General features: G+C 71.9%; 19 protein-coding genes. 15 read left to right on the plus strand and 4 right to left on the minus strand.

Going from position 1 to position 26,974, the window contains the following annotated elements; genetic code table 11:
- Window positions 1–3 precede the first annotated feature (3 nt).
- The 9 genes from AC07FK_RS08890 to AC07FK_RS08930 all read left to right on the plus strand — a co-directional run bounded on the left by AC07FK_RS08890 (window position 4) and on the right by AC07FK_RS08930 (window position 9,459).
- Complete coding sequence (locus AC07FK_RS08890; protein ID WP_479103793.1) at window positions 4–963, plus strand: carbohydrate ABC transporter permease; 960 nt, start codon at window positions 4–6, stop codon at window positions 961–963.
- Window positions 960–1,790, plus strand: a complete 831-nt coding sequence (locus AC07FK_RS08895; protein ID WP_479103794.1) for a carbohydrate ABC transporter permease — start codon at window positions 960–962, stop codon at window positions 1,788–1,790. Before AC07FK_RS08890 ends, AC07FK_RS08895 begins: the two co-directional genes overlap by 4 nt.
- A complete protein-coding gene (locus tag AC07FK_RS08900) occupies window positions 1,787–2,926 on the plus strand; it encodes an ABC transporter ATP-binding protein (RefSeq protein WP_479103796.1) in 1,140 nt (379 codons plus the stop codon). Before AC07FK_RS08895 ends, AC07FK_RS08900 begins: the two co-directional genes overlap by 4 nt.
- Window positions 2,923–3,771 carry a DeoR/GlpR family DNA-binding transcription regulator gene (locus tag AC07FK_RS08905; RefSeq protein WP_479103798.1) on the plus strand — a complete coding sequence of 283 codons (849 nt, stop codon included), beginning with the start codon at window positions 2,923–2,925 and terminating at the stop codon, window positions 3,769–3,771. Before AC07FK_RS08900 ends, AC07FK_RS08905 begins: the two co-directional genes overlap by 4 nt.
- On the plus strand, window positions 3,764–4,900 hold the full coding sequence (locus AC07FK_RS08910) for an ABC transporter ATP-binding protein (protein WP_479103800.1): 1,137 nt from the start codon (window positions 3,764–3,766) through the stop codon (window positions 4,898–4,900). The genes AC07FK_RS08905 and AC07FK_RS08910 overlap by 8 nt, the downstream gene beginning before the upstream one ends.
- Window positions 4,897–5,910: a 2-hydroxyacid dehydrogenase gene (locus tag AC07FK_RS08915; protein WP_479103802.1), complete on the plus strand. Its 1,014-nt coding sequence runs from the start codon at window positions 4,897–4,899 to the stop codon at window positions 5,908–5,910. Before AC07FK_RS08910 ends, AC07FK_RS08915 begins: the two co-directional genes overlap by 4 nt.
- A gap of 107 nt (window positions 5,911–6,017) precedes the next feature.
- Entirely contained in the window at window positions 6,018–7,451 is a 1,434-nt protein-coding gene (locus AC07FK_RS08920) for an FGGY family carbohydrate kinase (protein WP_479103951.1), read from the plus strand.
- A gap of 229 nt (window positions 7,452–7,680) precedes the next feature.
- The gene (locus AC07FK_RS08925) at window positions 7,681–8,733 is read left to right on the plus strand and encodes a glycerophosphodiester phosphodiesterase family protein (protein WP_479103804.1); all 1,053 of its coding nucleotides are present in this window, start codon (window positions 7,681–7,683) and stop codon (window positions 8,731–8,733) included.
- 84 nt (window positions 8,734–8,817) lie between these two features.
- Complete coding sequence (locus AC07FK_RS08930) at window positions 8,818–9,459, plus strand: superoxide dismutase (protein WP_479103805.1); 642 nt, start codon at window positions 8,818–8,820, stop codon at window positions 9,457–9,459.
- Between the two features lie 108 nt (window positions 9,460–9,567).
- Here AC07FK_RS08930 and AC07FK_RS08935 read toward each other — a convergent pair whose 3' ends face one another.
- A complete protein-coding gene (locus AC07FK_RS08935) occupies window positions 9,568–10,278 on the minus strand; it encodes a mycothiol-dependent nitroreductase Rv2466c family protein (protein WP_479103807.1) in 711 nt (236 codons plus the stop codon).
- Window positions 10,279–10,405: 127 nt separating this feature from the next.
- Here AC07FK_RS08935 and pepN (AC07FK_RS08940) point away from each other — a divergent pair, with 127 nt between their 5' ends.
- Window positions 10,406–13,000, plus strand: a complete 2,595-nt coding sequence (pepN, locus tag AC07FK_RS08940; protein WP_479103808.1) for an aminopeptidase N — start codon at window positions 10,406–10,408, stop codon at window positions 12,998–13,000.
- Between the two features lie 124 nt (window positions 13,001–13,124).
- On the plus strand, window positions 13,125–14,210 hold the full coding sequence (locus tag AC07FK_RS08945) for a hypothetical protein (RefSeq protein WP_479103953.1): 1,086 nt from the start codon (window positions 13,125–13,127) through the stop codon (window positions 14,208–14,210).
- 4 nt (window positions 14,211–14,214) lie between these two features.
- On the opposite strand, the gene AC07FK_RS08950 is transcribed toward AC07FK_RS08945, so the two are convergent.
- Window positions 14,215–15,873: a TIGR03767 family metallophosphoesterase gene (locus AC07FK_RS08950; RefSeq protein WP_479103810.1), complete on the minus strand. Its 1,659-nt coding sequence runs from the start codon at window positions 15,871–15,873 to the stop codon at window positions 14,215–14,217.
- 302 nt (window positions 15,874–16,175) lie between these two features.
- On the minus strand, window positions 16,176–16,634 hold the full coding sequence (locus tag AC07FK_RS08955; RefSeq protein ID WP_479103812.1) for an NUDIX hydrolase: 459 nt from the start codon (window positions 16,632–16,634) through the stop codon (window positions 16,176–16,178).
- Between the two features lie 218 nt (window positions 16,635–16,852).
- Here AC07FK_RS08955 and AC07FK_RS08960 point away from each other — a divergent pair, with 218 nt between their 5' ends.
- From AC07FK_RS08960 to AC07FK_RS08970, 3 genes are all read left to right on the plus strand, one after another.
- Complete coding sequence (locus AC07FK_RS08960; RefSeq protein WP_479103813.1) at window positions 16,853–20,146, plus strand: S8 family serine peptidase; 3,294 nt, start codon at window positions 16,853–16,855, stop codon at window positions 20,144–20,146.
- A 174-nt stretch (window positions 20,147–20,320) separates the two neighbouring features.
- Complete coding sequence (locus tag AC07FK_RS08965; protein WP_479103814.1) at window positions 20,321–22,426, plus strand: TerD family protein; 2,106 nt, start codon at window positions 20,321–20,323, stop codon at window positions 22,424–22,426.
- Window positions 22,427–22,549: 123 nt separating this feature from the next.
- Window positions 22,550–23,578 (plus strand): aspartate-semialdehyde dehydrogenase, encoded by a 1,029-nt coding sequence (locus tag AC07FK_RS08970; RefSeq protein ID WP_479103816.1) that lies wholly within the window; start codon window positions 22,550–22,552, stop codon window positions 23,576–23,578.
- An 87-nt stretch (window positions 23,579–23,665) separates the two neighbouring features.
- On the opposite strand, the gene AC07FK_RS08975 is transcribed toward AC07FK_RS08970, so the two are convergent.
- The gene (locus AC07FK_RS08975) at window positions 23,666–24,169 is read right to left on the minus strand and encodes a DUF1203 domain-containing protein (protein ID WP_479103818.1); all 504 of its coding nucleotides are present in this window, start codon (window positions 24,167–24,169) and stop codon (window positions 23,666–23,668) included.
- Window positions 24,170–24,311: 142 nt separating this feature from the next.
- On the opposite strand from AC07FK_RS08975, the gene pepN (AC07FK_RS08980) reads away from it, so the two are divergent.
- The gene (gene pepN, locus AC07FK_RS08980) at window positions 24,312–26,894 is read left to right on the plus strand and encodes an aminopeptidase N (protein WP_479103820.1); all 2,583 of its coding nucleotides are present in this window, start codon (window positions 24,312–24,314) and stop codon (window positions 26,892–26,894) included.
- The last annotated feature ends 80 nt before the right edge of the window (window positions 26,895–26,974 follow it).

Raw genomic sequence — 26,974 nt, forward strand, 5'->3', positions numbered from 1 at the left:
TCCGTGTCGTCGTCCCTCACCGAGACCGGCCACGGGGCGGCCTCGCACGGGGGAAGCGGGCCGCCGGCGCGTGTCGTTCCGCGCTGGCGGCGCGGGCTGCGGCCGTACCTGCTGATCGTTCCGGCCCTGCTGCTCACCGGCGGGATCCTTTACCCCTTCGGGCTGGGGCTGTACTACACGCTCTTCGACTTCGCGGCGAGCAGGCCGCAGCCGGACATGGTCGGCCTGGAGAACTACCGGCGCATCTTCGGCGAGTCGTCCTTCTGGGACTCGGCGTGGGTGACGGTGCTGTACGCGGTGGGCGCGGCGGCGTTCGAGACGGTGCTCGGGGTGGGCGTGGCGCTGCTGCTGCACCGCTCGACGCGGGTGGGGCGGGTGCTGGAGAAGATCCTCATCCTGCCGCTGATGATCGCGCCGGTGATCGCCGCGATCATGTGGAAGCTGATGCTCCAGCCGAGTGTCGGGGTCGTCAACCACCTGCTGAAACCTTTCGGTTTGGGCGGGGTGCAGTGGACGGACACCCCGGCGGGCGCGCTGCTGTCCTCGATCGCCGTGGACGTGTGGGTCTACACGCCGTTCGTGGCGATCCTGGCGCTGGCGGGGCTGCGGTCGCTGCCCACGTCGCCGTTCGAGGCGGCGGCGGTGGACGGGGCCGGCTGGTGGTTCACCTTCCGGAAGCTGACGCTGCCGATGCTCTGGCCGTACGTCCTGGTCGCGGTGATCTTCCGGTTCATGGACTCGCTGAAGGTCTTCGACATCATCTACGCCCTGACCGAGGGCGGTCCCGGTGACTCGACCGTGGTGCTCCAGATCCGGGCGTACCTGGAGGCCATCCGCTTCCAGCGGTACTCGTTCGGGATCAGCTACATGATCGTGCTGTGGGCCGTGGTCTACCTGGTGACGATGGTGCTGGTGCGCTACCTGGGCACCGTCCAGAACCGGGCGGCGGAGGTGCCCAGGTGAAACGCAGACTGCTGGCGATCGCCGCCGACGGGGCGCTGATCCTCTACTTCGTCTTCGCGCTCTTCCCGATCGCCTGGATGGTCATCCTGTCCCTGAAGCCGGCCGACGAGCTGTTCAGCACGTACTTCTCGTTCACGCCCACCCTCGACGCGTACCGGACCGTCCTCGGAGCGGGGGACGACGAGGGCGTGCCGTTCCTGCGGTTCTTCGTCAACAGCCTGGTGGTGTCGCTGGGGGCCGTGGGGCTCTCGCTGGTGATCGGGCTGCCCGCCGCCTACGCGGCCGCCCGGTGGCGGTTCCGGGGCTCGGAGAACCTGATGTTCACCCTGCTGTCCTTCCGGTTCGCGCCCGAACTGACGGTCATCATCCCGCTGTTCGTGCTCTACCAGCAGCTCGGGCTCTTCGACACGTACGTCGGCATGATCTGGGTGCTCCAGCTCGTCACGCTGCCGCTGATCGTCTGGATCATGCGCTCGTACTTCTCCGACCTCTCCCCCGAGCTGGAGCAGGCCGCGCTGCTCGACGGTTACACCAGGAAGCAGGCGTTCTTCAGGATCGCGCTGCCGCTGGTCAAGCCGGGCATCGCGGCGGTGTCGCTGCTCGCCTTCATCTTCGCCTGGAACAACTTCGTCTTCCCGCTGATCCTGACCTCGTCCCGGGCCCAGACGGTGACCGTCGGCGCGCTGTCCTTCCTCGGGGGCGACCGCCCCAAGTACAACCTGACGGCGGCCGCCGCGCTGGTGTCGGTGATCCCGCCGCTGCTCCTCGCGCTCACCATCCAGCGGTACCTGGTGCGCGGGCTGTCGTTCGGGGCGGTGAAGTCGTGACGAGTTCCGCCATATCGCTGCGCGGCGTCCACAAGGCGTACGGCCGGAACACCGCGCTCGACGGTCTCGACCTCGACGTCGCACAGGGCGAGTTCTTCTGCCTGCTCGGCCCCTCGGGCGCCGGGAAGACGACGACGCTGAAGACCGTCGCCGGGCTCGAGGAACCCCAGTCGGGGACGGTCTCGCTCGACGGCGCCGACATGACGGGGGTCGAGCCGTACGACCGGGGCGTGGCCATGTGCTTCGAGTCGTACGCCCTCTACCCGCACCGCAGCGCGTACGACAACCTCGCCTCTCCCCTGCGCTCCCCCCGCTACAGGCTGCCGGCCGCCGAGGCGCGCGAGCGCGTGGGCGAGGTCGCGGACCTCCTCGGCATCGGGGCGCTCCTGGAGCGGCCGGTGGGCCGGCTGTCCAACGGGCAGCGCCAGCGCGTCGCCCTGGGCCGCGTCCTGGTGCGGCCGGCGCGCGCGTTCCTCCTCGACGAGCCGCTGTCCCACCTCGACGCGAAGCTCCGCCAGGCGATGCGCGCCGAGTTGAAGGCCATCGGCGCGGTGCGGCGCACCACGACCCTGTACGTCACCCACGACTCGGTGGAGGCGCTGGCGCTCGGCGACCGCATCGGGGTGATCCGCGCGGGCCGGATCGTGCAGACGGGGACGCGCGAGGAGATCTGGCACCAGCCGTACGACACGTTCGTCGCACGCTCCTTCGGCAGGCCGCGCATCAACCTGCTGCCGGGCTCCGTCACGGAAGGCGGCGGCTTCGTCTCCGCCGACCGCTTCTTCGAGATCCCGCCGAGCGCGGTCGCGTTTCCCGGCGTACGGTCCGTCTCCCCCGGCACGCCCGTGCAGATCGGGGTGCGGCCGCGCGACCTGTCGCTGGGCTCCTCCGCACTCGGTCCCGGCGGCATCGAGCTGATGGGCAGCGTCTACATCACCGAGGCCCTGGGCCGGGCCACGGAGGTCACCGTACGGCTCGGGGCGCAGCACCTGTCGCTGGTCGTGCCGCGCGCCGACGCCGCCGGGCTGCGGCCCGACGCGCCGGTGCGGCTGTCGGTACGGCCGGAGAGCCTGCTGCTGTTCGAGGCGGACGACACCGGGGGGCCGGGCCGGCCGGGGCGGAGGATCACCGGATGAGCGGCGACCAGCAGCGCGGTCCCGCGCCCCGCCAGGCGGCCATCGCGGAACGGGTGCTCGCGGCGGGCTCGGCGACCGCCGCCGAACTGGCCGAGCGCTTCGACGTCAGCCTGATGACCATCCACCGGGACCTGGACGAACTCGAACGGCAGGGGCTGGTACGCAAGTTCCGGGGCGGCGTGACCGCGCAGCCGTCCGGCGTCTTCGAGTCGAACGTCGCCTACCGGCTCAAGACCATGCGCGCGCAGAAGGCCGCCGTGGCCGAACGGGCGCTGCGGCTCATCGAGCCCGGCATGGCCGTGATGCTCGACGACTCGACGTCCACGCTGGAGATCGCCCGTCGGCTCGGCTCCCCGGGCGGATCGTCGGGGAGCGGGCCGGGCGGTCCCTCACAGATCACTCCGCTGACCGTCGTCACCAACTTCCTCGAAGCGCTGACACTGCTGTCGGGAGAGCGCGGCATCCACCTGATGGCGCTCGGCGGCGACTACGATCCGCTGCACTCGTCGTTCCTGGGCGTCTCCTGCACGGAGGCGATCCAGCTCCTGCGGGTCGACATCTGCTTCACGTCGACCTCGGCCGTCTCGGGCGGCTTCGCCTACCACCAGGAGCAGCACATCGTCTCCGTCAAACGCGCCATGCTCGACTCCGCAGCGAGGAACGTGCTGCTGCTGGACCACTCCAAGCTCGGCCGCGTCGCCCTGCACCGGCTCGCCCCGCTCTCCCGCTTCGACCTCGTCCTGGTCGACGACGGGGCGTCGGCGGAGCTGCTGCGCGACCTCGACGAGCACAAGGTCCCGTACGAGGTGTGCCCGACGGCGACGGGAGGCGCGGACCATGACTGAGCTGGCACTGCGGGCGCTGCGCAAGACCTACGCGGTGCGCGGGCGTCCGCGGGTGGAGGCCGTGCGCGGCATCGACCTGGACCTGCGCTCCGGTGAACTGCTCGGGCTGCTCGGCCCTTCCGGCTGCGGCAAGTCCACCACCCTGCGGATGATCGCGGGCCTCGAGGAGGTGACCGGCGGGGACATCCTCGTCGGCGGCGCGTCGGTGGTGAAGGTCCCCGCCCAGCGGCGCAACATCGGAGTCGCGTTCGAGAACTACGCGCTCTATCCGCCGCTCACCGTGGCCGACAACCTCGGGTTCGGGCTCGCGGCGCGCGGCCGGCCACGCGCCGAGGTGGACTCGCGGGTACGGGACATGGCCGAGCGGATCGGCCTCACGGAGCTGCTCGACGCGAGGCCGGGCGGGCTCTCGAGCGGCCAGAAGCAGCGGGTGGCGCTGGCGCGGGCGCTGATCCGCGAGCCGGACGTCCTGCTGCTCGACGAGCCGCTGTCGCACCTGGACGCGGCGCAGCGCGACACCACGCGCCGGGAGCTCAAGCGCATCCAGCAGGATCTGGGGCACACCACGATCCTGGTCACCCACGACCAGGAGGAGGCGCTGTCGCTGGCCGACCGGATCGCGGTGATGAAGGACGGCGTCATCCAGCAGCTCGGCACGCCGTACGAGATCTACGACAGCCCGGCGAACCTCTTCGTGGCCGACTTCGTCGGGGAGCCGGCGATCAATCTGCTGCCGGGGGTGGCCTGCGCCGACGGGCGCGTGCGGCTCTCGGACGCGGTGCGGCCGGCCGTCGCGGTGCGGCTCGCGGCGGGGCGGGAGGTGGTACTGGGGATCAGGCCCGAGGATCTCCGGCTCGCCGGGGAGCGTCTCGTCGGCGGGCGGGGCGCCGGGGGGCGGCCCTCCGGCGACGCGGAGGGTGCGGGCGGCTCGGTGCCGGCCAGGGTCAGCGCGTACGAGCCGCTCCTCGAAGCGGGCATCGCCACGCTCGCGCTCGACGGAGTGGCCGAGCCGCTCGTCGTACAGACCGGTCCCGAGGTGCGCCTCAACCGGGACGACACCGTGCGGGTGACCGCGGACCCGCGGCTCACGCACGTCTTCGACGCCGAGACAGGAGAGGTACTGCGATGAAAATCCTGGCAGCCGGTGACCACTTCGTCCTCAACTCGCTGATCGGCGAGGCCCTGGAGGCCGCCGTCACCACGTCCCCCTTCGAACTCACCGAACTCACCCTCCCCTGGCCGCTCGAACCCTTCACGAAGGTGGCCGAGGTGGACGAGGCCGCCGACTGCGAGGACGCGCTGATCGAGGCTCTGCGGGGCGTCGAGGTGTGCGTGACCCAGATGGCGCCGTTCACCGAGCGGGTGCTGGAATCCTGCCCCGCGCTGCGGCTCGTCGTCGTCTGCCGGGGCGGCCCGGTCAACGTCAACGTGTCGGCGGCGCGGGCCCGCGGCGTGCGGGTGTGCTTCGCGCCGGGCCGCAACGCGGCCGCCACCGCCGAGTTCACGGTCGGGATGATGCTGGCCGCGATGCGCCGGATCCCGCAGACCCACGACGCGCTCGCGCGGCGCGGGGTGTGGGACGGCTCGTACTACACGTACGAGCGGTGCGGGGCGGAGCTGGAGGACACGCGGGTCGGGCTGGTCGGTTACGGCGCGGTCGGCAGCCGGGTCGCGCGGGTGCTGTGCGCGTTCGGCGCGGAGGTGGAGGTGTACGACCCGTACGTGCGCGGTGACGTGCACGGCGTGCGGGTCGCCTCGCTCGACGAGCTGCTGTCCCGCTCGCGGGTGCTCACCCTGCACGCGCGCCTCACCGATGAGACGCGGGGTCTGCTCGGCGCGCGCGAACTGGGCCTGCTCCCACGGGGTTCGGTGCTGGTCAACGTGGCGCGCGGGCCGCTCGTCGACACGGACGCGCTGTGCGACGCGCTGGAGAGCGGGCGGCTGGCGGCGGCCGCGCTGGACACCTACGAGCGGGAGCCGCTGCCGGCCGACGCGCGGCTGCGGGGTGTGCCGGGGGTCGTGATGACCCCGCATCTGGGCGGTGCGAGCCGTCAGGTGGCGGAGAAGGCGGCGCGGATCGCCGCGGCGGAGGTGGCGCGGTATGCGGCCGGGTCGCCGCCGGCGCACTGCCTGACGTGACGTGCGCGTGGGTGCGGGCGTGGAGGTGGATGTGGGTGCGGCGGGTGTGACGTGGGTGCGGCGGGTGTGGCGATGCGTGGACGTGGTCCGTGGGGAGTGCGGGAATGCTGTACGTCGGTATTGATGTGGGCACGTCGATGGTGAAGGCGGCGGCCTTCGACCCGTCGGGGCGGCAGGTCGCGGTCGAGTCCCGTCCCGTCGCGCTCGACATCCGCGACGGCTTCGTCGAGCAGGACATGGACGAGGTGTACGCGGCGGTCGTGGACGTCCTCGCCACGCTGGTGCCCGGGCTCCCGGGTCCCGTAGGACTCGCCGGGCTCACCGGCCAGGGCGACGGTGTGTGGCTGGTGGACGCGGGCGGCCGCCCGGTGCGGTCGGCCATTTCGTGGATGGACGGCCGGGCGCACGAAGCACTCGACGCGTGGATGGTTTCGGGCGTCTTCACCTCCGTGTTCCGGCGGACGGGCAGCGCGATGTTCCCGGGCTGCCCGGGGCCCGTGCTGGCCTGGCTCGACCGGCACGAGCCGGAGGTTCTGGATGCGGCCGCCACCGCTCTGTACTGCAAGGACATGGTCTTCCAGCGCCTGACGAATGTCCGGGCGACGGACGTCTCGGACGCGTCCATGCCGTTCCTGGACCCGCGCACCCGGCAGTACGACGACGAGACCCTGGCCCTGCTGGGCCTCGGTCACCGGCGCGGTCTCCTGGCCCCGGTGGCCGACCCGGTGGCCACCGGGGAGACGCGCGGCCCCGGCCTGCCGCCCGGCACCCGGATCGCGGACGGCCCGTACGACCTGCCCGCGTGCGCGCTCGGCGCGGGGGTGACACGGCCGGGGGACGGGCTGCTGATCATCGGTACGTGCCTGGCGTCGCTGGTGGCGACGGACGAACTCGACCTGGAGCGCGGCGAACCGGCCGGGCTGCACATCTCGACCGACCGGCGGGGGCAGTGGCTGCGGGCGATGCCGGCCATGGTGGGCACGGCGGCGCTGGACTGGGTGCTGCGGACCACCGGCGTACGGCACGCGGAGGTCGACGCCCTGCTGGAGGCGACGCCGCCGGGAGCGAACGGGGTGCGGGTCCTGCCGTACTTCGCGCCGTCGGGCGAGCGGGCGCCGTTCGTGGAGCCGCGGTTGCGGGCGGAGCTGACCGGTGTGTCGCTCGAAACGACCAAGGGCGATCTGGTGCGGGCCACCTGTGAGGGCATCGCCTTCGCCGCGCGCCACTGCCTGGAGGCGGCGGGCCTCACGGGCGACCTGGCGGTGTGCGGCGGCGGGACACGCTCGCCGGCGTGGCTGCGGCTGTTCGCCGACGTCCTTGGCCGGCCGTTGCGGGTGGTCGAGGGCGAGGTCGGGGCGCGGGGGGCGGTGCTGGCGGCGGCGGAGCGGTTCGGGGTGGCCCTGGATGTGGCCGCCTGGACCCGGCCCACGGCGGTGGTCGAGCCGGACGTAGAGCGGGCGGAGTTCTACGCGGTGGGGTACGCGGCGCATCTGGCGCGGTTGGGTCAGGCGCGGGCGGGGACGCGGGGCGGTGCGGGGTGAGTTCTTCTGCGAGGTGGGGCGCGGCCCGTTTACGGGGGCTCGGGGGCCGGTGCCGCGCCCGGGTTGCGTTCGACGCCCTGCGGGGAGCACCCCGGCACGTCCCCTCCCACCACCGCGAGAGGGCGGGCGGAGCGTGCGTGGGCCCTCGGCACACCACTGCTGCGGGGGCCGGTGGGGTCGTGGGGTTTGGTGGGGCTCGTGTGTCGGTCGAGACGTCAGGGAGGCTCTTATGCCCGCAGCACTGCCGAGACGCCGGTCCGTTCTGTTCGCCGCCGGGGCGGTCACCGTCACCGGCGCCGGCGGAGCGGCGGCCGGGCCGCGGCGGCCGGGGCCCGTGGTGATCGGACACCGGGGTGCGGCCGGGTGGCGACCCGAGCACACCGTCGCCTCGTACACCCACGCCGTCCAGACCGGCGCCGACTGGATCGAGCCCGATCTCGTACCGACCAAGGACCACGTCCTCGTCGTGCGGCACGAGAACGAGATCTCCGGCACCACGGACGTCGCGCACCACCCGGAGTTCGCGTCGCGCCGTACGACGAAGACCGTGGACGGCCGGTCGGTCACCGGTTGGTTCACCGAGGACTTCACGCTCGCCGAGCTGAAGACCCTGCGCGCCGTGGAGCGCCTGCCGCTCGTCAGGAACCGGAACACCGTCTTCGACGGCCGTATGGAGGTCATGACCTTCCAGGAAGTCGTTGACCTGGCAAGGAGGTTGTCCAGGCGGTACGGGCGGACCGTCGCCGTGTTCCCGGAGACCAAGCACCCGGGTTACTTCCGTTCCATCGGTCTGCCCCTCGAACCCGCGCTCGTCGCGGTCGTCCGGCGCAACCGGCTCCGCGCCCACGAGTGCGTCGTCCAGTCGTTCGAGCCGTCGAGCCTGGCCCGCGTGGCGGAGGCGCGGCTGCGGCTGCCGCTGTGGCAGGCGCTCGGGACGACGGGCGGGCCGTACGGCCACCCGCAGACGTACAAGGAGATGATGACGCCGGCCGGTCTGGCGGGGATCGCGGAGTACGCCGACTGGATCGGACCGGACAAGTCGTCGCTCCTGCCGCCTTCGACGCTGCTCGCGGACGCGCACGCGGCGGGGCTGAAGGTGGGGGCGTACACCTTCCGCTGCGAGAACCAGTTCCTGCCCGCGCAGTTCCGGCGCGGCGCCGCGCCCAACGACTTCGGCGACGCGTTCGCGGAGTACGCCCTGCACTACGGGATGGGCGTCGACGCGGTGGTGACCGACTTTCCCGATCTGGCCGTCCTCGCGAGGAGTGTCGCCGGGTCCTAGGACCCATGGATGATCCACACCGAACCTCTTGCTGCTAATCTGCACTTGCATACCAGTCGCAATAAGCAGTCGGAGGGCTCGGACATGGCCATGTACACACTTCCTGAACTCCCGTACGACTACGCGGCCCTCGAACCCGTCATCAACGCGCAGATCATCGAGCTGCACCACGACAAGCACCACGCGGCCTACGTGAAGGGCGCGAACGACACGCTGGAGCAGCTGGAAGAGGCCCGCGACAAGGAGTCGTGGGGAGCGATCAACGGCCTGGAGAAGAACCTCGCATTCCACCTCTCCGGCCACATCCTGCACTCCATCTACTGGCACAACATGACCGGCGACGGCGGCGGTGAGCCGGTGGCCGCGGACGGTGTCGGTGAGCTCGCGGACGCGATCGCCGAGTCGTTCGGCTCCTTCGGCAAGTTCAAGGCCCAGCTGACCAAGGCCGCCGCTACGACACAGGGTTCGGGCTGGGGCGTGCTCGCGTACGAGCCGGTCAGCCACCGTCTGATCGTCGAGCAGATCTACGACCACCAGGGCAACGTGGGCCAGGGGTCGGTCCCGATCCTGGTCTTCGACGCCTGGGAGCACGCCTTCTACCTGCAGTACAAGAACCAGAAGGTGGACTTCGTCGAGGCGATGTGGAAGGTCGTCAACTGGCAGGACGTGGCGAAGCGTTACGCCGCCGCCAGGGAGCGCGCGTTCAACCTGCTGCTCGCGCCGTAGGCGCGTGATGTCGTCCTGCTCGTGATCGTCTTCTCACCCTTCACGTGCGGGCGGAAAAGGGCCGGCCCCCGCGAGGACGTGACTCGCGGGGGCCGGCTGCGTTCCGGGTCAGTCGAAGATCGGTCCCTGGGTGCGCGTGCGCTTGATCTCGTAGAAGCCGGGGATCGACGCCACCATCAGCGTGCCGTCCCACAGGCGCGCCGCCTCCTCGCCCTTGGGGGCGGGGGTGACCACCGGGCCGAAGAAGGCGACCTCGTCGCCGTTCGCGCCGGGGACGGAGATGACCGGGGTGCCCACTTCCTGGCCCACCTTGTCGATGCCCACCTTGTGCGACGCGCGCACCTCGGCGTCGTACGTGTCCTTGTCGGCGTACTCGATCAGCTCGGCCGGCAGGCCCGCGTCCTCCAGCGCGCCCGCGATCGCCTCCAGGGTCGCGCCCTCGCCGTTGTTGTGGAAGCGCGTGCCGAGTGCCGTGTAGAGCGCGCCGACGACCTCGTCGCCGTGCAGCTCACGCGCCGCCGCCACCACGCGCACCGGTCGCCAGCCCTTGGGGCCGAGCAGCTCGCGGTACTGCTCCGGCAGCTCGTCCAGCTTGTCCTCGTTCAGTACGGCAAGGCTCATGACGTGCCAGCGGACGTCGACGTCGCGGACCTTCTGGACCTCCAGCATCCACCGGGAGGTCATCCAGGCCCACGGGCACAGCGGGTCGAACCAGAAGTCCGCCGTGGTCCTGCCGCTGTCGACGCTCGTGGACCGGGCCGGGCCTGCGGACCTCTGGGCGGTCACGAGCGGGTCAGCGGTCTCAAGGTTCTCGGGCATGTCTCTCCTCGTGGGGTCGCAACCTGCCCGGGCAACACCACCGGCCACCGGCGGCATTCCCCGGGCCTTCCCGGTCACGGCCGCGTGGGAGGATCGGGGCGTTCGAACGAGACACGAAGGAGTGCCCGTGCCCGGTGAGAATCTGTCCCGCGACGAGGCCCGCGAGCGGGCCGAGCTGCTGTCCGTCGACGGCTACGAAGTGGCCCTCGACCTGCGATCGGCGGTCGGCGAGACCGGGAAGGACGAGCCGCGCACGTTCCGCTCCGTCACCACGCTCCGCTTCCGGTGCTCGCGGCCCGGGGCCGGCACCTTCGCGGATCTGCTGGCTCCGTCCGTGACAGCCGTCACACTCAACGGGGAGTCGCTGGACCCCGCCGCCGTGTTCGACGGCAAGCGGGTCGCGCTGGCCGGGCTGCGCGAGGAGAACGTCCTGGTCGTGGACGCGCAGTGCGCGTACAGCCGCACCGGCGAGGGCATGCACCGGTTCGTCGATCCGGAGGACGGCGAGGTGTACCTCTACACGCAGTACGAGCCGGCCGACGCGCGGCGGGTCTTCGCCACCTTCGAACAACCCGATCTGAAGGCGCCGTTCCGTTTCGAGGTGACCGCGCCCGCCGGGTGGACGGTGTGGAGCAACGGGGTCGGGGAGGCGGCGGACGACGGCGACGCCACGGTGTGGCGCTTCCGTGAGACCGCGCCGATCTCCACCTACATCACCGCCGTCGTCGCGGGCCCGTACCACTACGAGAGCGATCTCTACCGGCGGACCCTCGCCGACGGCACGGAGATCGAGATCCCGCTCGGCGCCATGTGCCGCAAGGGCCTCGCCCGGCACTTCGACGCGGACGACATCTTCACCGTCACCAAGCAGGGCCTCGACTTCTTCCACGAGAACTTCGACTGTCCGTACCCCTTCGGGAAGTACGACCAGGCGTTCGTGCCCGAGTACAACATCGGCGCCATGGAGAACCCCGGCTGCGTGACCTTCCGCGAGGAGTACGTCTTCCGCGGCAACGTCACCCGGGCGTCGTACGAGCGCCGGGCCAACGTCATCCTGCACGAGATGGCGCACATGTGGTTCGGCGACCTGGTCACCATGCAGTGGTGGGACGACCTGTGGCTGAAGGAGTCCTTCGCCGACTTCATGGGGTCGTACTCGATGGTGGAGGCCACCCGCTTCACCAACGGGTGGATCACCTTCGCCAACAACCGGAAGTCCTGGGCGTACCGGGCGGACCAGCTTCCCTCGACGCATCCGATCACGGCCGACATCCGTGACCTGGAGGACGCGAAGCTGAACTTCGACGGGATCACGTACGCCAAGGGCGCGTCCGTGCTGAAGCAGCTCGTCGCGTACGTCGGGAAGGACGCCTTCATGGAGGGCGCCCGGCGGTACTTCAAGCGCCACGCGTACGGGAACACCCGGCTGGAGGACCTGCTGGCGGTGCTGGAGGAGACCTCGGGGCGGGATCTCGCGTCCTGGTCGCGGGCGTGGCTGCAGACGGCCGGGGTCAACTCGCTCACCCCGCAGGTGGTGTACGGCGCGGCGGGGCGGATCACCGAGCTGGCCGTGTTCCAGGAGAGTGCCCAGTCGCACCCCGAGCTGCGGCCCCACCGGGTGGCCGTCGGGCTGTACCGGCGCGAGGAAACCGGCGGCGAGCTGGTGCGGTACGCGAGGGCGGAGGTGGACGTCGCCGGGCCCCGCACGGTCGTCGCGGAGCTCGCGGGGAGCGAGAAGCCGGACCTGGTGCTGGTCAACGACGACGACCTGACGTACTGCAAGATCCGCTTCGACGCGGAGTCGCTGGCCACCCTCCGCGCGCACCTCGGCGAGGTGAGCGACCCGCTGGCACGGGCGCTGTGCTGGTCGGCCCTGTGGAACCTCACGCGGGACGCGCTGATGCCGGCCCGGGACTTCGTCGGCCTGGTGCTGCGGTTCGCCGGGCGCGAGACCGACATCGGCGTCCTCCAGATGCTGCACGCGTGGACCCGGTCCGCGCTGACGCACTACGCGGCGCCCGAGTGGCGCGAGGAGGGCGGGCGCGCGCTCGCGGAAGGGGCGCTGCGGGAGCTGCGGATCGCCGAGCCCGGCAGCGAGCACCAGCTCACCTGGGCGCGGTTCTTCGCCGCGACGGCCTGCCGGGACGCGGACTTCCAGCTGCTCCAGGGACTGTTGGAGGGCACGGCCAGGATCGACGGCCTGGAGGTCGACCAGGAGCTGCGCTGGGCCTTCCTCGGGCCGCTCGCGTCGCACGGCGTCGCCGACGAGAAGGTGATCGACGCGGAGCTGGCGCGCGACGACACCGCGTCGGGCAAGCGGCACCAGGTGCGGTGCCTCGCCTCGCGCCCCTCGGCGGCCGTCAAGGCGCAGGCGTGGGCGGCGGTCGTGGAGTCCGACTCGCTGTCGAACGCGCTGGTGGTGGCCACGATCGACGGCTTCGTCCAGCCGGCGCAGCGGGAGTTGCTCGCTCCGTACGCGCAGAAGTACTTCGCGGCGATCGAGCGGGTGTGGGACGAGCGTTCCATCCAGATCGGGATGGACGTGGTGTCGGGGCTGTTCCCGGGGCTCCAGGACGACCCGGCCACCCTGGACGCGACGGACGCGTGGCTCGACGGCCACGCGGACGCGGCACCGGCGCTGCGCCGGCTGGTCCTGGAGGCCCGGGACGACCTGGCGCGGGCCCTGCGCGGTCAGGCGTGCGATCGGGGCGCTGCGGGGTGAACGGCTGACGCGGGGCGGGGTTTCGGCATTCGAACTTCCGTACTTTAGTGCGGTGATGTCCTGAATTGTCGACGACTGTGTAACAGCGGTTAGGGAGCCGGGGGTGAGCGGGAAACCCCCGGACATGAACCACAACACCCCGGTCTCCCCCCGCCCCCTCAGCCACCTCACCGACGCCCAGCGGCGCGTGCTGTCCGCCGCCCAGCTGCGCGCGCACGGCGTGTCCGCCGCCCAGGCGTCCGCGCGGTGCCGGCCCGGCGGACCCTGGCAGCAACTCCTGCCCGGCGTCTTCGTCCTGCACCCGGGCCCGCCCACGAGCGAGGAGCGGCTGCACGCCGCCCTGCTGTACGCGGGGCGGTCCACCGGGTCCCCGGGCGGCGCGGTGGTCCCGGCGCAGGCCAGGACCGAGGGCGAGGCCGGCTCGTACGGCGATGCCATGGTCACCGGGCTGGCCGCCCTCGCCCTGCACGGCTTCTCCGCCGCTCCCCCGCTGCTCTCCCTGGAGCGGATCGACGTACTGGTGCCCCGCACCCGGCGGCTGCGTTCCACCGGGTGCGCCCGGCTGGTCCGGGCGCACGCCATGCCGCACGTCCATGAGATCGGCGGCCTGCCGGTCGCGCCGGCCGCCCGCGCCCTCGCCGACGCGGTCGCGCAGCTCGGGGACGCCGACGTCGTACGCCGCCTGCTCACCGAGGCGGTACGCGGCGGCCACTGCGAACCGGCCGCCGTGGTGAAGGAACTAACCCTCGCGCGGCTGCTCTCACGGCCGCACGTCGTCGACGCCGTCGACTCCCTGCTCGCCGAGGGGCGGGCCATCGCCGAGGACCGGCTCTACCGGATGGTCCGCGACCACGGGCTGCCCGACCCGCTGTGGAACGTCGACCTGCGGCTGCCCGGCGGTCCGCACCTCGGCGGTGTCGACGTCTACTGGCCCGAGCACGCCGTGGCCGTGGAGCTCGACACCCGCGCGCCCCGGCAGGACGAGGACGCCATGGGGTCTCCCCCGCACGGGCGGAGCCGGGAGCTCGGGGAATGGTCGCGGTACGCCCGCAAGCGTGAGCACCTGGAGCGGCTCGGCATCACCGTCGTGCACATCACGCCGAAGAAGCTGCGGGAGGCGGCGGAGCAGCAGGCGACCGTCGTACGGACCGCCCTGATGGCGTCGGGCGACCGGGAGCCACCCGCCTGTGTGGTGGTGCTGCCGCGCTGACGCCTCAGCGCCTCTTCAGCAGCAGCTCCGTGTTCCGGGCGTCCAGCGGACCCGCCAGGGTCTGCCGGGCGCCCGCCGCGTTGAGCGACAGCTCGCGGTAGAGGGCCGCGAGCCCCGTCTGCGACAGGTCCGTGAAGTCGGTGCGGTGCGGGGCGGCCGACTCGATCAGCGTGGTGAAGAGGGACAGCGTGCCGTCGTGGTTGTCGGTCAGCTCGACGATCCGGGCGAGTTGCGGGTACTCGACGTGCGAGGCGGTGGAGATCTCCCAGAAGCTGCCGTGGGCGCGGATCTCGTTGCGGTGGCTGTGTCCGTTGATCCAGGCGATGACGTGGGGGTTCCGCCGGAAGAGGCTGACGAGCTCGTCGCCGCCGCCGTCGTCGAACGTCCAGCTGTTGTGGTGGCTGAAAACGATGAGGTGCTCGTCCCGGTGGGCGCGCAGTGTGCGCCCCAGCCAGGCCAGTTGCGCCGCGCCGATCGAGCCCGCGAAGTGGCCGCCCCGGTCGGTGGTGTCGAGGCTGATGCCGCGTACGCCGTCGGCGACGCGGAAGGAGTAGTACAGGTTCCCGGTGTCGGCGTTCTCCCGGGTGTAGCCGTGGCCGGCCGGGCCCGCGCCCGTGCGGGCCGGGTCCAGGTGGGCCTCGGCGTACTCGCGCGGTGTGAAGGGCGCGCGCGCCGGGTCGGGCGTGACGGAGCGCATGCGGCGGGTCTGGCGGCGCAGCAGATCGGTGAAGTAGACGCCGCGCGGGTCGTCGCCCTTGCGGAGTACGGCTTCGAGCGCGCGCGCCTCGTACACCGGCAGGGAGAACAACTTCCGGCCACCCACCGCGAAGTCGGCGAGCCGGCCGGAGGCGAAGCAGCCGCTGTGCAGGTCGTCGTGGTTGCCGACGGTGGAGTACCAGGGCAGGCGCAGCCCGGGGCTGTTCACGGGGCGCAGGGCGGCTGCGAGGTAGCCCGGCAGGCGCGGGAAGCCGCGCTGCTTGTCGGCGTCGCGCAGCGCGGCGTCCGGGTGCCAGTACAGGGGCTCCCCGCAGTCCTGGACGCCCTCGTAGCGGGCGGGGTCGCCGGTGCTGGGGGTGATGCGGCCGCCGCTCATCGTCCGCAGGAACCAGTCGAGTTCGGCCTTGCAGTTGTTGTCCGTGTTGTCGCCGGTCGTCATCACGAAGCCGAGGTCCGCTCCGGTGACCGGCCCGCCGCGCAGCGCGTTGACACGCTCGACCAGCGCGATCGCGCCGTGCACGGTGAGCGCCTCCTGCGGACGCCAGGCTCCCGCCGCCTGGGCGCGCAGGTACTCGGTGCGGACGGGGTGCTGCACGTCGGTGAGGTGCAGGTCGGTGAGCTGTACGAACGACGCGAGGGCGGTACGCCGTTCCGCGCGGCCGGCCCGGGCGGCGGCGAGCTGCGTCCGCACGACGCGCTTCCAGCCGGGGCCGGTGCCGAGGCGCCGGTAGCCCGCGGCGCCGCCGCGCGGGGTGGCAACCTTGCGGAGCGTCGTGCCGGTCCAGGGCGGTACGGCGGCGGGGGCGGCCGCCGGCGCACCGGCCCCCGCGGCGCGGTCCGGGCGCAGGGCGAGACCGATACCGGCGGAGAGGCCGGCCGCCGTGGTCGCGGCGAGGAAGGAACGGCGGTCGGAAGCGGCTTCGGCTGCGGAGCGTAGGCGTGACATGGCGCGGTCTCCCCGGGGTGCGGTCGCATCGGCCGGGCAGGGGCGGACCGCCGGCGGGAGCCGGTGGAACCCCTTGCCCCACCGGGATCGTCGACACCGGGGGTGGCCTGCGCGTGAACGGCTCCGCAACGCGTCACACCGATCACCGAACAGGGATCACCCGGGGGGACGGTCGCGGGTCCGCGGCCTGCCGCGGGCCGTCCGCGCGGTGCGGCCCTGACCGCCGCCCGCCCCATGCCGGACGGGAACTCCGCCCCGGGAACGCCGCAGGGGGCGAAGGGGTCACCGTCCGGTCCCTCCGCTCACCTCCCCGGCAGCGCCACCCGTCCCGCCGGCGGCCTCGTGCGCCACATCTCCATGCCGGTGTCGACCAGTTCGACGTGGTCGAGGCGGTGCACCTCGTCCAGGGGGTGCCAGGCCGCCAGGTCGGTGGAACCGCCGGTCTCGTGGCGCAGTTCGCCGCCGGTGATCTCCCCCTCGTACACGATCCGCAGGCCCTGGAAGTCGGCGAACGCGCCGAGCCGGCGCGGGTAGCGGCGGGTGACGGAGTCGACGCCGAGCAGCCGTACCGGTTCGACGGCGTACCCCGTCTCCTCCTCCACCTCGCGGATCACCGTGTCGTACGGATCCTCGCCGTGGTCCATGCCGCCGCCCGGCAGCGTCCACCGCCTCGCCCCGTCGGGCGCCACCCAGCGGGCCAGCAGCACCTGCCCGTCCCGCACGCACACGGCGTAGGCCGCCACCCTGAGCTCTCGGTTCATTGACCGAGGTTACGGGCAGGCGGCGCGACGGCGCCCGGAATCTGACGGTTCGGGCCCGGTGGCGCATACCGCGCGGTGGCGGATGTACGCCACGACCGTATTACGCCCTTGGCAACTCTCCCCAAACGACCATCACTTAGGCAAGGCTGAGCGGTCATCCGGCACCGTATTCCGGACGACAGCCCGGACGACTCCTTCTTTCACTCACAGGGAAGCCCATGACCCTCGAATCATCCGGCTCCATACCCGGCGCCAGACCCGCGGCCCGCATCGCGCTCGCCGCCGGTCTGGTCGCCGCGCTGTGTGCGGCCGCGCCGCTGCCCGCCATGGCGGCCGGCGCCGACGACCCCCGTTCCACCGCGCCCGCGCCCAAGTCGGCTGCGGCGAAACTCGGTTCCGCCGACGCGCAGCTGCTCGCCGAGGCGGAGGCCGACGGCGCGAAGAGCGTCACGCTGATGGTCGCCACCGCGCCCGGCGCGACCGAGCAGGTCGCGCGGCAGCTGGACGCCGTCCAGGGCGGCCTGGTCGGCCGTACGGACGACAAGCTCGGTTACGTACGGGCCACCCTGCCCACCGGCGAGGCGGACAAGGCCATCAAGGCCGCCGCGAAGCTCTCCTCCGTCCACGGGATCGACCTCAAGCAGGAGATCGCGCTGGACGACCCGACGCCGGCCGCGGACCGCGGCAAGGGCGCGAAGACCGCCGCCGAGGGCACGTACGCCGGCCCCGGGAAGCGGACGCCCGCGGAGAACCCGTACAACCCGTCCTTCGAGACGGGCGCCGTGGACTTCGTGGAGGACCACCCGAAGGCCGACGGCCGCGGGGTCACCATCGGCATCCTCGACTCGGGTGTCGACCTCGGCCACCCGGCGCTCCAGAAGACCACCACCGGCGAGCGCAAGATCGTCGACTGGGTGACGGCCACCGACCCGGTCGCGGACGGCGACGGCACGTGGCGCCGGATGACGGCGGCGGTCGACGGCCCGACGTTCGCGATCGCGGACCGCACGTGGTCGGCCCCCGCCGGCAGCTACAAGTTCAACCTCTTCCGCGAGGACGCCACCACGGGTGGCGACATGGCGGGAGACCTGAACCGCGACGGTGACACCACGGACGTCTGGGGCGTGCTGTACGACGCCGCGGCCGGCACGGTCCGCGTCGACCTCGACAACGACGCCGACTTCGGCGACGAAGAGGCGATGAAGCCGTACAAGGACGGGCACCAGGTCCGGTACTTCGGCAAGGACGACCCGGCGACCGACGTCGTCGAGCAGATCCCGTTCGTCGCCGAGATCCGCAAGGACGTCGTCTACAACGCGGCCGGCGCGAAGGCCGACTACGTCAACATCGGCATCATCGAGGGCTCGCACGGCACGCACGTCGCCGGCATCACCGCCGCCAACAGCCTCTTCGGCGGCCGGATGAACGGCGCCGCCCCCGGCGCCAAGCTGGTCTCCTCGCGCGCCTGCACCTGGAGCGGCGGCTGCACCAACGTCGCGCTCACCGAGGGCATGATCGACCTCGTCACCAAGCGCGGTGTCGACATCGTCAACATGTCGATCGGCGGCCTGCCCGCGCTGAACGACGGCAACAACGCGCGCGCCGAGCTCTACACGCGCCTCATCGACACCTACGGCGTGCAGCTGGTCATCTCGGCCGGCAACAGCGGCCCGGGCACCAACACCATCGGCGACCCGTCGCTGGCGGACAAGGTCATCTCGGTCGGCGCGTCCATCTCCAAGGAGACCTGGGCCGCCAACTACGGCTCGGTCGTGTCGAAGAAGTACGCCATGATGCCCTTCTCCTCGCGCGGCCCGCGTGAGGACGGCGGCTTCGCGCCGACCATCTCCGCGCCCGGCGCCGCCATCAACACCACCCAGACGTGGTCGCCCGGCGGCCCGGTCGCCGAGGCCGGCTACCAGCTCCCGGCCGGCTACTCGATGCTCCAGGGCACCTCGATGGCATCGCCGCAGGCGGCGGGCGCGAGCGCGCTGCTGCTGTCGGCCGCGAAGCAGAAGAAGATCGACCTGACCCCGGCGAAGCTGCGCACCGCGCTCGTCAGCCAGGCCGACCACATCAAGGGCTTCCAGCCCCACGAAGAGGGCGCCGGCCTGATCAACATCGTGGACGCGTGGGAGTCGATCAAGGACAACGCGTCGGCGCACGAGTACACGGTGAAGGCCCCGGTCGACACCGCGATCGACCAGTTCCTCAAGACGCCGGGCTTCGGCACCGGCCTGTACGACCGTGAGGGCGGCCTGAAGGCCGGCCAGAAGAAGGTCTACGACATCACGCTCACCCGGACCACCGGCCCCGCCGGCCCCGTCCGCCACGAGCTGCACTTCGAGAACAACGACGGCACCTTCAAGATCGTCGGCGACGACGTGGTCCGGCTTCCGCTGAACCAGCCGGTCACCGTGAAGGTCTCCGCCCAGCCGCGCGCCAAGGGCATCCACAGCGCGATCCTTGAGGTGTCCGACAAGGCCACCGAGGGCATCGACAAGCAGATCCTCACCACCGTGGTCGCCGCGGAGGCGCTGGACAAGCCGTCCTACGCGTTCTCCGCCACCGGCTCGGTGCAGCGCAACGCGCCGAAGTCGTACTTCGTGAACGTCCCCGAGGGCGCGAAGTCGCTGGAGGTGGCCCTGGGCGGGCTCACCGACGGCAGTCAGACGCGCTTCGTCGCCATCCACCCGTACGGTGTGCCTTCGGACCCGACGTCGACGGTCAACTGCTACCCGAACTACACGAACCCGGCCAACACCTGCCGCCCGGACCTGCGGTCGTACCCGAACCCGCAGGCCGGCGTCTGGGAGATCGAGGTCGAGTCGCGCCGTACCTCGCCGGTGCTCGACAACCCGTACAAGCTGGACGTGTCGGTGCTCGGCGCCGCCTTCGACCCGGCCGTGCAGACCATCCCCGAGGCCAAGGTCGGCACGCCGGCCCCGGTCGAGTGGAAGGTCACCAACGGTTTCGCCGCGCTGGAGGGCAAGCTGAAGGCCGGCTCGCTCGGCTCGTCGAAGGACACCCGTCCGTCGATCAAGAACGGCGAGAAGCAGGAGTCCACCCTCACCGTCGGTGAGGGCGTGGAGCGTCTCGACATCGCGATCGGCAAGGTCTCCGACGCCGCCGCGGACCTGGACCTGTCGGTCTACCTCGGCACCACGCTGGTCGGCCAGGCCGCCGACGGCGACTCCGAGGAGGCCGTCAGCCTGGTCAAGCCCGCAGCGGGCACCTACCGGATCGTCGTCGACGGTTACTCGGTCCCGGCCGGGACCACCGAGTACGACTACCGCGACGTGTACTTCTCCCCGTCGCTCGGCCAGGTCAAGATCGACGACGCACAGACCGTGAAGCTGGCCAACGGCGCCTCGGCGCAGGTCAAGGCCGAGGTCGTGGTGGCCGGTGCGGCTCCCGAAGGACGCAAGTTCTTCGGCGAGGTGCAGCTGGTCAACGCGCGCGGCACGGTCGCCGGCTCCGGCAGCGCGCAGATCGACAAGGTCACGCCGTAACCGCACCCGCACAGCGGTGAGTTGCTGAGGAGGGGCGGGGGGGGGGGGGGGGGGGCCCCCCCCCCCCCCCCCCCCGCCCCTCCGTCTTCCCCGGCGGCCGTTCCCGCGGGACCGCCCGCAGGAGATCGAACTGCCCATCGACTTCACATCATCTTCACTGTCACCATGGTTCCCATGACGCACCTCATCAAGGGGGCCAACACCCCAGTGCCCACTGACCTTCTGCGGGTGGCCGTCTGCCGCCGGATCGTCGCCGGGGCGCCGACCGTGGACGCCTCGGCCCTCCTGCTGGACGCGAACGGCAAGGTGCGCGGCGACGCCGACCTGGTCTTCTACAACCAGCCGCACCACCCGTCGGGCACCGTGCGGCACCTGGGCACCAACGAGGGCAACGGGCAGCTCGCCGAGTGGCTGGAGGTCGACCTGCCGCGCGTCGAGCCCGCCGTGCAGCGGGTGCTGATAGCCGGCTCCTGCGACGGCGGGGTCTTCGGCTCCGTACCCGGCCTGTACGTCCAGGTCCTCACCGGCGGCGGAGCGCCGGTCGCGCTCTACGCCGTGGACGACGCGACGACCGAGACCGCCTTCGTCATCGGCGAGTTCTACCGGCGCGGCAGCGGGTGGAAGTTCCGTGCGGTCGGGCAGGGTTACGCCTCCGGGCTCGCGGGGCTCGCGACGGACTTCGGCATCGCGGTCGACGGGGGCGAGGCGCCGCAGCCCGCACCACCGGCCCCCGCGCCCGCACCGGCGTACGCCTCTGCTCCGGCACCCGCGTACGCCCCTCCTCCCGCACCGGCGGGCGTACCCGCGCACGCCCCTGCTCCGGCCCAGAACACCGCGCCGGTCGTCCAGGACGCCGTGCAGCCGCGCGACGCCGTGCCCGTCTCCTTCGGCCCCGGGTTCCACCCGTTCGTACGCCGCGGTCACGGCAACGACGTCCTCACCGTCGACGCGCCCGTCCCCCCGGGTCCGGTGATCGTCGAGGGCTGGCACGAGGGCGAGGGCTACTTCTGCGTCGAGACCCTCGACCGCCGCAACCGTGACGACGAGCTGCTCTTCAACACCACCCTCACCGCCTTCCGCGGCCGGGCGCTCGTACAGAACCGCACCGACCGCCCCCTGCGGCTGAAGATCGAGGCGGACAACGAGTGGACCGTGATGGTGCAGCCGCTCTCCGTCGCGCGCGCCGTCGGCCAGGGCATCCGGGGCTTCGGTCCCGAGATCCTGGTCTACGACGGCCCCGTGGCCGACCTCGGCGTGACGTTCGACGGCGACGAGGACGAGGGCGGCTACTTCGGCGTGTCCAGCTCCCGCAGGCCCGAGAAGTTCGACGACGACTACGACCTGCTCGTCAACGAGACCGGCCCCCTGCGGCAGACCGTTCCCCTCACCGAGGGCCCGCTCGTGATCAAGGTCGAGGCGGACGGCCCCTGGTCGCTCACGCCCCGCCCGGTGCCGGTCATGGACCCGGACACCGCCCGGGCCACCGGCGCCGGGCGCGGCGCCAGCACCGTCACCCTCACCAACCCGAACCCGGGCCACCCCGCGATCCTGGAGTACGCGATCCGGAGTGACGGCTCCCTCTTCGGGTACGACGTCGTGATCCTCGACGAGTACGACGACGAGGAGCGCTTCCTGCGCGGCACCGACCACGGCCCGCACGGCCGCACCCTGCTGTTCCGCAACGGAGAGCCCGAGGTCCGGCTGCGGGTCGACAACGCCGTCGACTGGAACCTGAACCTGCACCCGGCGGCCGCGGCTCCGGCGCTCACCGGCCCGCTGGAGGGCAGCGGCAGCGCGGTCTTCCGCTACGACGGGCCGCCCGCGCTCCTGGGCCTGCGCCGCACCACGTCCGACGACGCCCCGCTCACCACCAGCACCGTCCAGGCGACGGGCAAGGCGGTGATCTCCGGCGACACCCGCGGTAGGCGCCGTCCGGTCGTGGGACCGCTCTGGGTGGCGGGCGCGGGCCACTGCTACGTCCTGGTGGCCGCCGTCGCGTCGACCGGCTGGCAGATCGAGCCGATGGCCGCCGAGAGCGCCCCGGTGGTCGGCCACGCGGTGTCCGGCCAGGGCTACGCCGTCGTGCGCAACACCGGGCCCGAGGCCGAGATGATGCTCACGCACGAGGCGCTCGGCGACCTTGACCTCCCCGTGGTGTGGGCGCTCGACGCTCGCCTGGAGCCTGTGCGACGTATCACCACCGGTTCCGGCCTGCACACCTTCCCCAGCGGCTTCCTCCAGATCAGGACCGGCGGGCGCTGGGGTTTCGAAGTGAGGTGACGGCGGTCACGGCGTCCAGGGGCCGGACAATGGATTGGACAAGGCCGCCCTGGAGAGACGCATGATGGGTGGCAGCACCAGGTCAGCCGCCTGCTACACGTTCGTACGTACGAAGGAGTCGTCGTGAGGGTCGGAATCGTCGGAGCCACCGGTCAGGTCGGCACAGTCATGCGCGGGATTCTGGCCGAGCGCGAGTTCCCGGTGGACGAGCTCCGCCTCTTCGCCTCCGCCCGTTCCGCGGGCTCCACGATCGAGTGGCAGGGCAAGGACGTCACCGTCGAGGACGCGTCGACGGCCGACTACTCCGGCCTGGACATCGTGCTCTTCTCCGCCGGTGGCGCGACCTCCAAGGCGCTGGCCGAGAAGGTCGCCTCGCAGGGCGCCGTCGTGATCGACAACTCCTCCGCCTGGCGCCGCGACCCCGATGTGCCGCTGGTGGTCTCCGAGGTCAACCCGCACGCCGTGGCGAACCGCCCCAAGGGCATCATCGCCAACCCGAACTGCACCACGATGGCCGCGATGCCGGTCCTCAAGCCGCTGCACGTCGAGGCCGGGCTGACCGCCATGGTGGCCACCACCTACCAGGCCGTGTCCGGCTCGGGTGTGGCCGGTGTCGCCGAGCTCGACGGCCAGGTCAAGAAGGTCGTGGACCACGCCGCCGAGCTCACCCACAGCGGCGAGGCCGTCGACTTCCCCGAGCCCGGCGTCTACAAGCGCCCCATCGCCTTCAACGTGCTGCCGCTGGCCGGCTCCGTCGTCGACGACGGCTCCTTCGAGACCGACGAGGAGCAGAAGCTCCGCAACGAGTCCCGCAAGATCCTGGAGATCCCCGAGCTGAAGGTCTCCGGCACCTGCGTACGCGTCCCGGTCTTCTCCGGCCACTCCCTCCAGGTCAATGTGCGTTTCGAGCGCCCGCTGAGCGTGGAGCGCGCCACCGAGCTGCTTGCCGGCGCCCCGGGCGTCGCGCTCTCCGAGATCCCGACGCCGCTCCAGGCCGCGGGCAAGGACGTCTCGTACGTCGGCCGCATCCGCCGCGACGAGACCGCCGAGAACGGCTTGGCGCTGTTCCTCTCCGGCGACAACCTGCGCAAGGGCGCGGCGCTCAACGCCGTGCAGCTCGCGGAGCTGGTCGCCGCCGAGCTCAAGGGCTGACCTCTTCGTCACGTTCGCCACGCCCGGTGGGGCGGGGTTCCCCGGAGCCCCGCCCCACCGGGCGTACGCGTGCGGTCCGCCACCGGGTCACAGCCTGCGGACCTCGAAGTGGAAGCACCCGTACTCCACGGCTCGCACGTGCACCAGCGCCACCCGTTCGTCGGCGAACGCCTCCGCGAACGCGGCGTCGAAACCCGCCGTGGCGTCCTGTGGGATCTCCAGGAGTCGGCCGCCGACGATGCGCCCCTCGGCGTCGTACCGGCGGACCGTGCGCAGCGCACCCGGGCGCGCGAAGGGGTAGCCGTCGGCGGGCCGCGGGCCCCCGCACTCCTGCGCGTGGATGAAGACGGGCCCCTGCTCGTCGTACGCCCCGGGCCTGGCCCACGTCTCGGCCGCCCAGCGGCGCAGCGGCGCGTACGACACGAGCGCGACGCGCTCGCCGCGCCCGCTCGGGCGCAGGCAGCAGCGCAGCGGCGCGCCGCCCTCCTCGTCGGTGTGAGGGGCGCAGGGGCGCCCGGCGTCGTCGGTCTCCCGCAGCTGCTGCAGCGCGCCGGCCGCGATGGGGCGGGGCGTGTGGACTGTCCTCGTCATACGACCAGCCTGCGCACCGCTCCGCCCCCGCACCGGCGGTCTTCGGACACCGCACCCTGTCAGCTGCGAGCTAACTCAGCAGCCATGACGCAGGCGGCGTGGAAGGATGGCGAAAAACGACACATACCGAGGAGATGACCGGGTGCCTGGCACGAATCTGACCCGTGAAGAGGCCCAGCAGCGGGCGAGCCTGCTCACTGTTGACGCGTACGAGATCGAGCTCGACCTGAGCGGCGCCCAGGAGGGCGGCTCGTACAGGTCCGTGACGACCGTGCGCTTCGAGTCCGCCGAGGCCGGGGCCGAGACCTTCATCGACCTGGTGGCGCCGGCGGTGCACGAGGTCGTGCTGAACGGGAAGTCGCTCGACGTCGCCGCGGTCTTCCGCGATTCGCGGATCGCCCTGAAGCACCTCGTGGCCGGCCCGAACGAGCTGAAGGTCGTCGCCGACTGCGCGTACACCAACACGGGCGAGGGCCTCCACCGCTTCGTCGACCCGGTCGACCAGCAGGCGTACCTCTACACCCAGTTCGAGGTGCCGGACGCCCGCCGCGTCTTCGCGTCCTTCGAGCAGCCGGACCTCAAGGCGACGTTCCAGTTCACCGTGAAGGCCCCGTCCGGCTGGACGGTGATCTCGAACTCCCCCACCCCGGAGCCGAAGGACGACCTCTGGGTCTTCGAGCCGACGCCGCGCATCTCGACCTACATCACCGCGCTGATCGCCGGCCCGTACCACTCCGTCCACAGCTCGTACGAGAACGCGAACGGCCAGAGCGTGCCGCTGGGCATCTACTGCCGCCCGTCGCTCGCCGAGTTCCTGGACGCGGACGACATCTTCGACGTCACGCGGCAGGGCTTCGACTGGTTCCAGGAGAAGTTCGACTACCCGTACCCCTTCGCGAAGTACGACCAGCTCTTCGTGCCGGAGTTCAACGCGGGCGCGATGGAGAACGCGGGCGCGGTGACCATCCGCGACCAGTACATCTTCCGCTCCCGGACGACGGACGCGGCATACGAGCGGCGCGCCGAGACCATCCTGCACGAGCTGGCGCACATGTGGTTCGGCGACCTGGTCACCATGGAGTGGTGGAACGACCTGTGGCTGAACGAGTCGTTCGCCACGTACACGTCGGTCGCCTGCCAGGCGCACGCGGAGGGCTCGAAGTGGCCGCACGCGTGGACGACGTTCGCGAACTCGGAGAAGACCTGGGCCTACCGCCAGGACCAGCTCCCCTCCACGCACCCGATCATGGCGGACATCCGTGACCTGGACGACGTACTGGTCAACTTCGACGGCATCACGTACGCGAAGGGCGCTTCCGTACTGAAGCAGCTCGTCGCGTACGTCGGCCAGGACGAGTTCTTCAAGGGCGTGCAGGCGTACTTCAAGGCGCACGCCTTCGGCAACACGCGCCTGCCCGACCTGCTCGGCGCCCTGGAGAAGACCTCCGGCCGCGACCTGAAGACCTGGTCGAAGGCGTGGCTCGAGACGGCCGGCATCAACATCCTGCGCCCGGAGATCGAGACGGCCGCGGACGGCACCATCACCTCCTTCGCCGTCCGCCAGGAGGCCCCGGCGCTCCCGGCCGGCGCGAAGGGCGCCTCCATCCTCCGCCCGCACCGCATCGCGGTGGGCTGCTACGACCTGGACGGCGCGGGCCGCCTGGTCCGTACGAACCGCATCGAGATGGACGTGGACGCGGCCGAGCTGACCGAGGTCCCCTTCCCCGCGAACACCCCCCGCCCGGCCGTGGTCCTCCTCAACGACGACGACCTGTCGTACGCGAAGGTCCGCCTGGACGCCGACTCGCTGGCCATGGTCACGGCGCACATCGGTGACTTCGCCGAGTCCCTGCCGCGCGCGCTGTGCTGGTCGGCCGCCTGGGACATGACCCGCGACGGCGAGCTCGCCACCCGCGACTACCTGGCGCTGGTCCTGTCGGGCATCGGCAAGGAGTCGGACATCGGCGTGGTCCAGTCCCTGCACCGCCAGGCGAAGCTCGCACTGGAGCTGTACGCGGCGCCGCAGTGGCGCGAGACGGGCCTGGCGCGGTGGACGGCGGCGACGCTGGAGCACCTGCGCGCGGCCGAGCCGGGCAGCGACCACCAGGTGGCGTGGGCGCGCGCCTTCGCCGCCACGGCCCGTACCGACGAACAGCTCGACCTTCTCCAGGGCCTGCTGGACGGCACCTGGACGCTGGACGGCCTGGCCGTCGACACCGAGATGCGCTGGGCGTTCCTCGGCCGGCTCGCGGCAACCGGCCGCGCGGACGAGAAGGCGATCGCGGCGGAGCTGGAGCGCGACAAGACGTCGGCGGGCGAACTGCACGCGATGTCGGCGCGGGCCGCGCGGCCGACCGCCGAGGCGAAGGCGGAGGCGTGGGCGTCGGTCATCGACTCCGACACGCTGCCGAACTCGGCGCAGGAGGCCGTGATCGGCGGCTTCATCCAGACCGACCCGGCCCAGCGTGAGCTGCTCGCGCCGTACACGCAGAAGTACTTCGCGTCGGTCAAGGGCATCTGGGACTCGCGCAGCCACGAGATGGCCCAGCAGATCGCAGTCGGCCTGTACCCGGCGGTCCAGGTCTCGCAGGAGACCCTGGACGCGACGGACGCCTGGCTGGCCGCGACCGACCCGAGCCCGGCACTGCGCCGCCTGGTCCTGGAATCCCGCGCCGGCATCGAACGGGCCCTGAAGGCCCAGACGGCGGACGCGGGAGCGGCGTAGGGGGTAGGCGGCGTAGGAGGCGTAGGGGGGACGGGTAGCGGGTAGTGGGTAGCGGACATCGGGCGGCGGGGAACCGCACC

The organism is Streptomyces sp. NPDC046122 (assembly GCF_056429965.1).

Bases quoted from the DNA above. Each gene is read 5' to 3' on its own strand.
- AC07FK_RS08925 (WP_479103804.1), top strand. From the start codon at position 7,681: ATGCCCGCAGCACTGCCGAGACGCCGGTCCGTTCTGTTCGCCGCCGGG.
- AC07FK_RS08950 (WP_479103810.1), bottom strand. From the start codon at position 15,873: ATGTCACGCCTACGCTCCGCAGCCGAAGCCGCTTCCGACCGCCGTTCC.
- AC07FK_RS08930 (WP_479103805.1), top strand. From the start codon at position 8,818: ATGGCCATGTACACACTTCCTGAACTCCCGTACGACTACGCGGCCCTC.
- AC07FK_RS08965 (WP_479103814.1), top strand. From the start codon at position 20,321: ATGACGCACCTCATCAAGGGGGCCAACACCCCAGTGCCCACTGACCTT.
- AC07FK_RS08955 (WP_479103812.1), bottom strand. From the start codon at position 16,634: ATGAACCGAGAGCTCAGGGTGGCGGCCTACGCCGTGTGCGTGCGGGAC.
- AC07FK_RS08915 (WP_479103802.1), top strand. From the start codon at position 4,897: ATGAAAATCCTGGCAGCCGGTGACCACTTCGTCCTCAACTCGCTGATC.
- AC07FK_RS08945 (WP_479103953.1), top strand. From the start codon at position 13,125: ATGAACCACAACACCCCGGTCTCCCCCCGCCCCCTCAGCCACCTCACC.
- AC07FK_RS08975 (WP_479103818.1), bottom strand. From the start codon at position 24,169: ATGACGAGGACAGTCCACACGCCCCGCCCCATCGCGGCCGGCGCGCTG.
- AC07FK_RS08905 (WP_479103798.1), top strand. From the start codon at position 2,923: ATGAGCGGCGACCAGCAGCGCGGTCCCGCGCCCCGCCAGGCGGCCATC.
- AC07FK_RS08910 (WP_479103800.1), top strand. From the start codon at position 3,764: ATGACTGAGCTGGCACTGCGGGCGCTGCGCAAGACCTACGCGGTGCGC.
- AC07FK_RS08960 (WP_479103813.1), top strand. From the start codon at position 16,853: ATGACCCTCGAATCATCCGGCTCCATACCCGGCGCCAGACCCGCGGCC.
- AC07FK_RS08935 (WP_479103807.1), bottom strand. From the start codon at position 10,278: ATGCCCGAGAACCTTGAGACCGCTGACCCGCTCGTGACCGCCCAGAGG.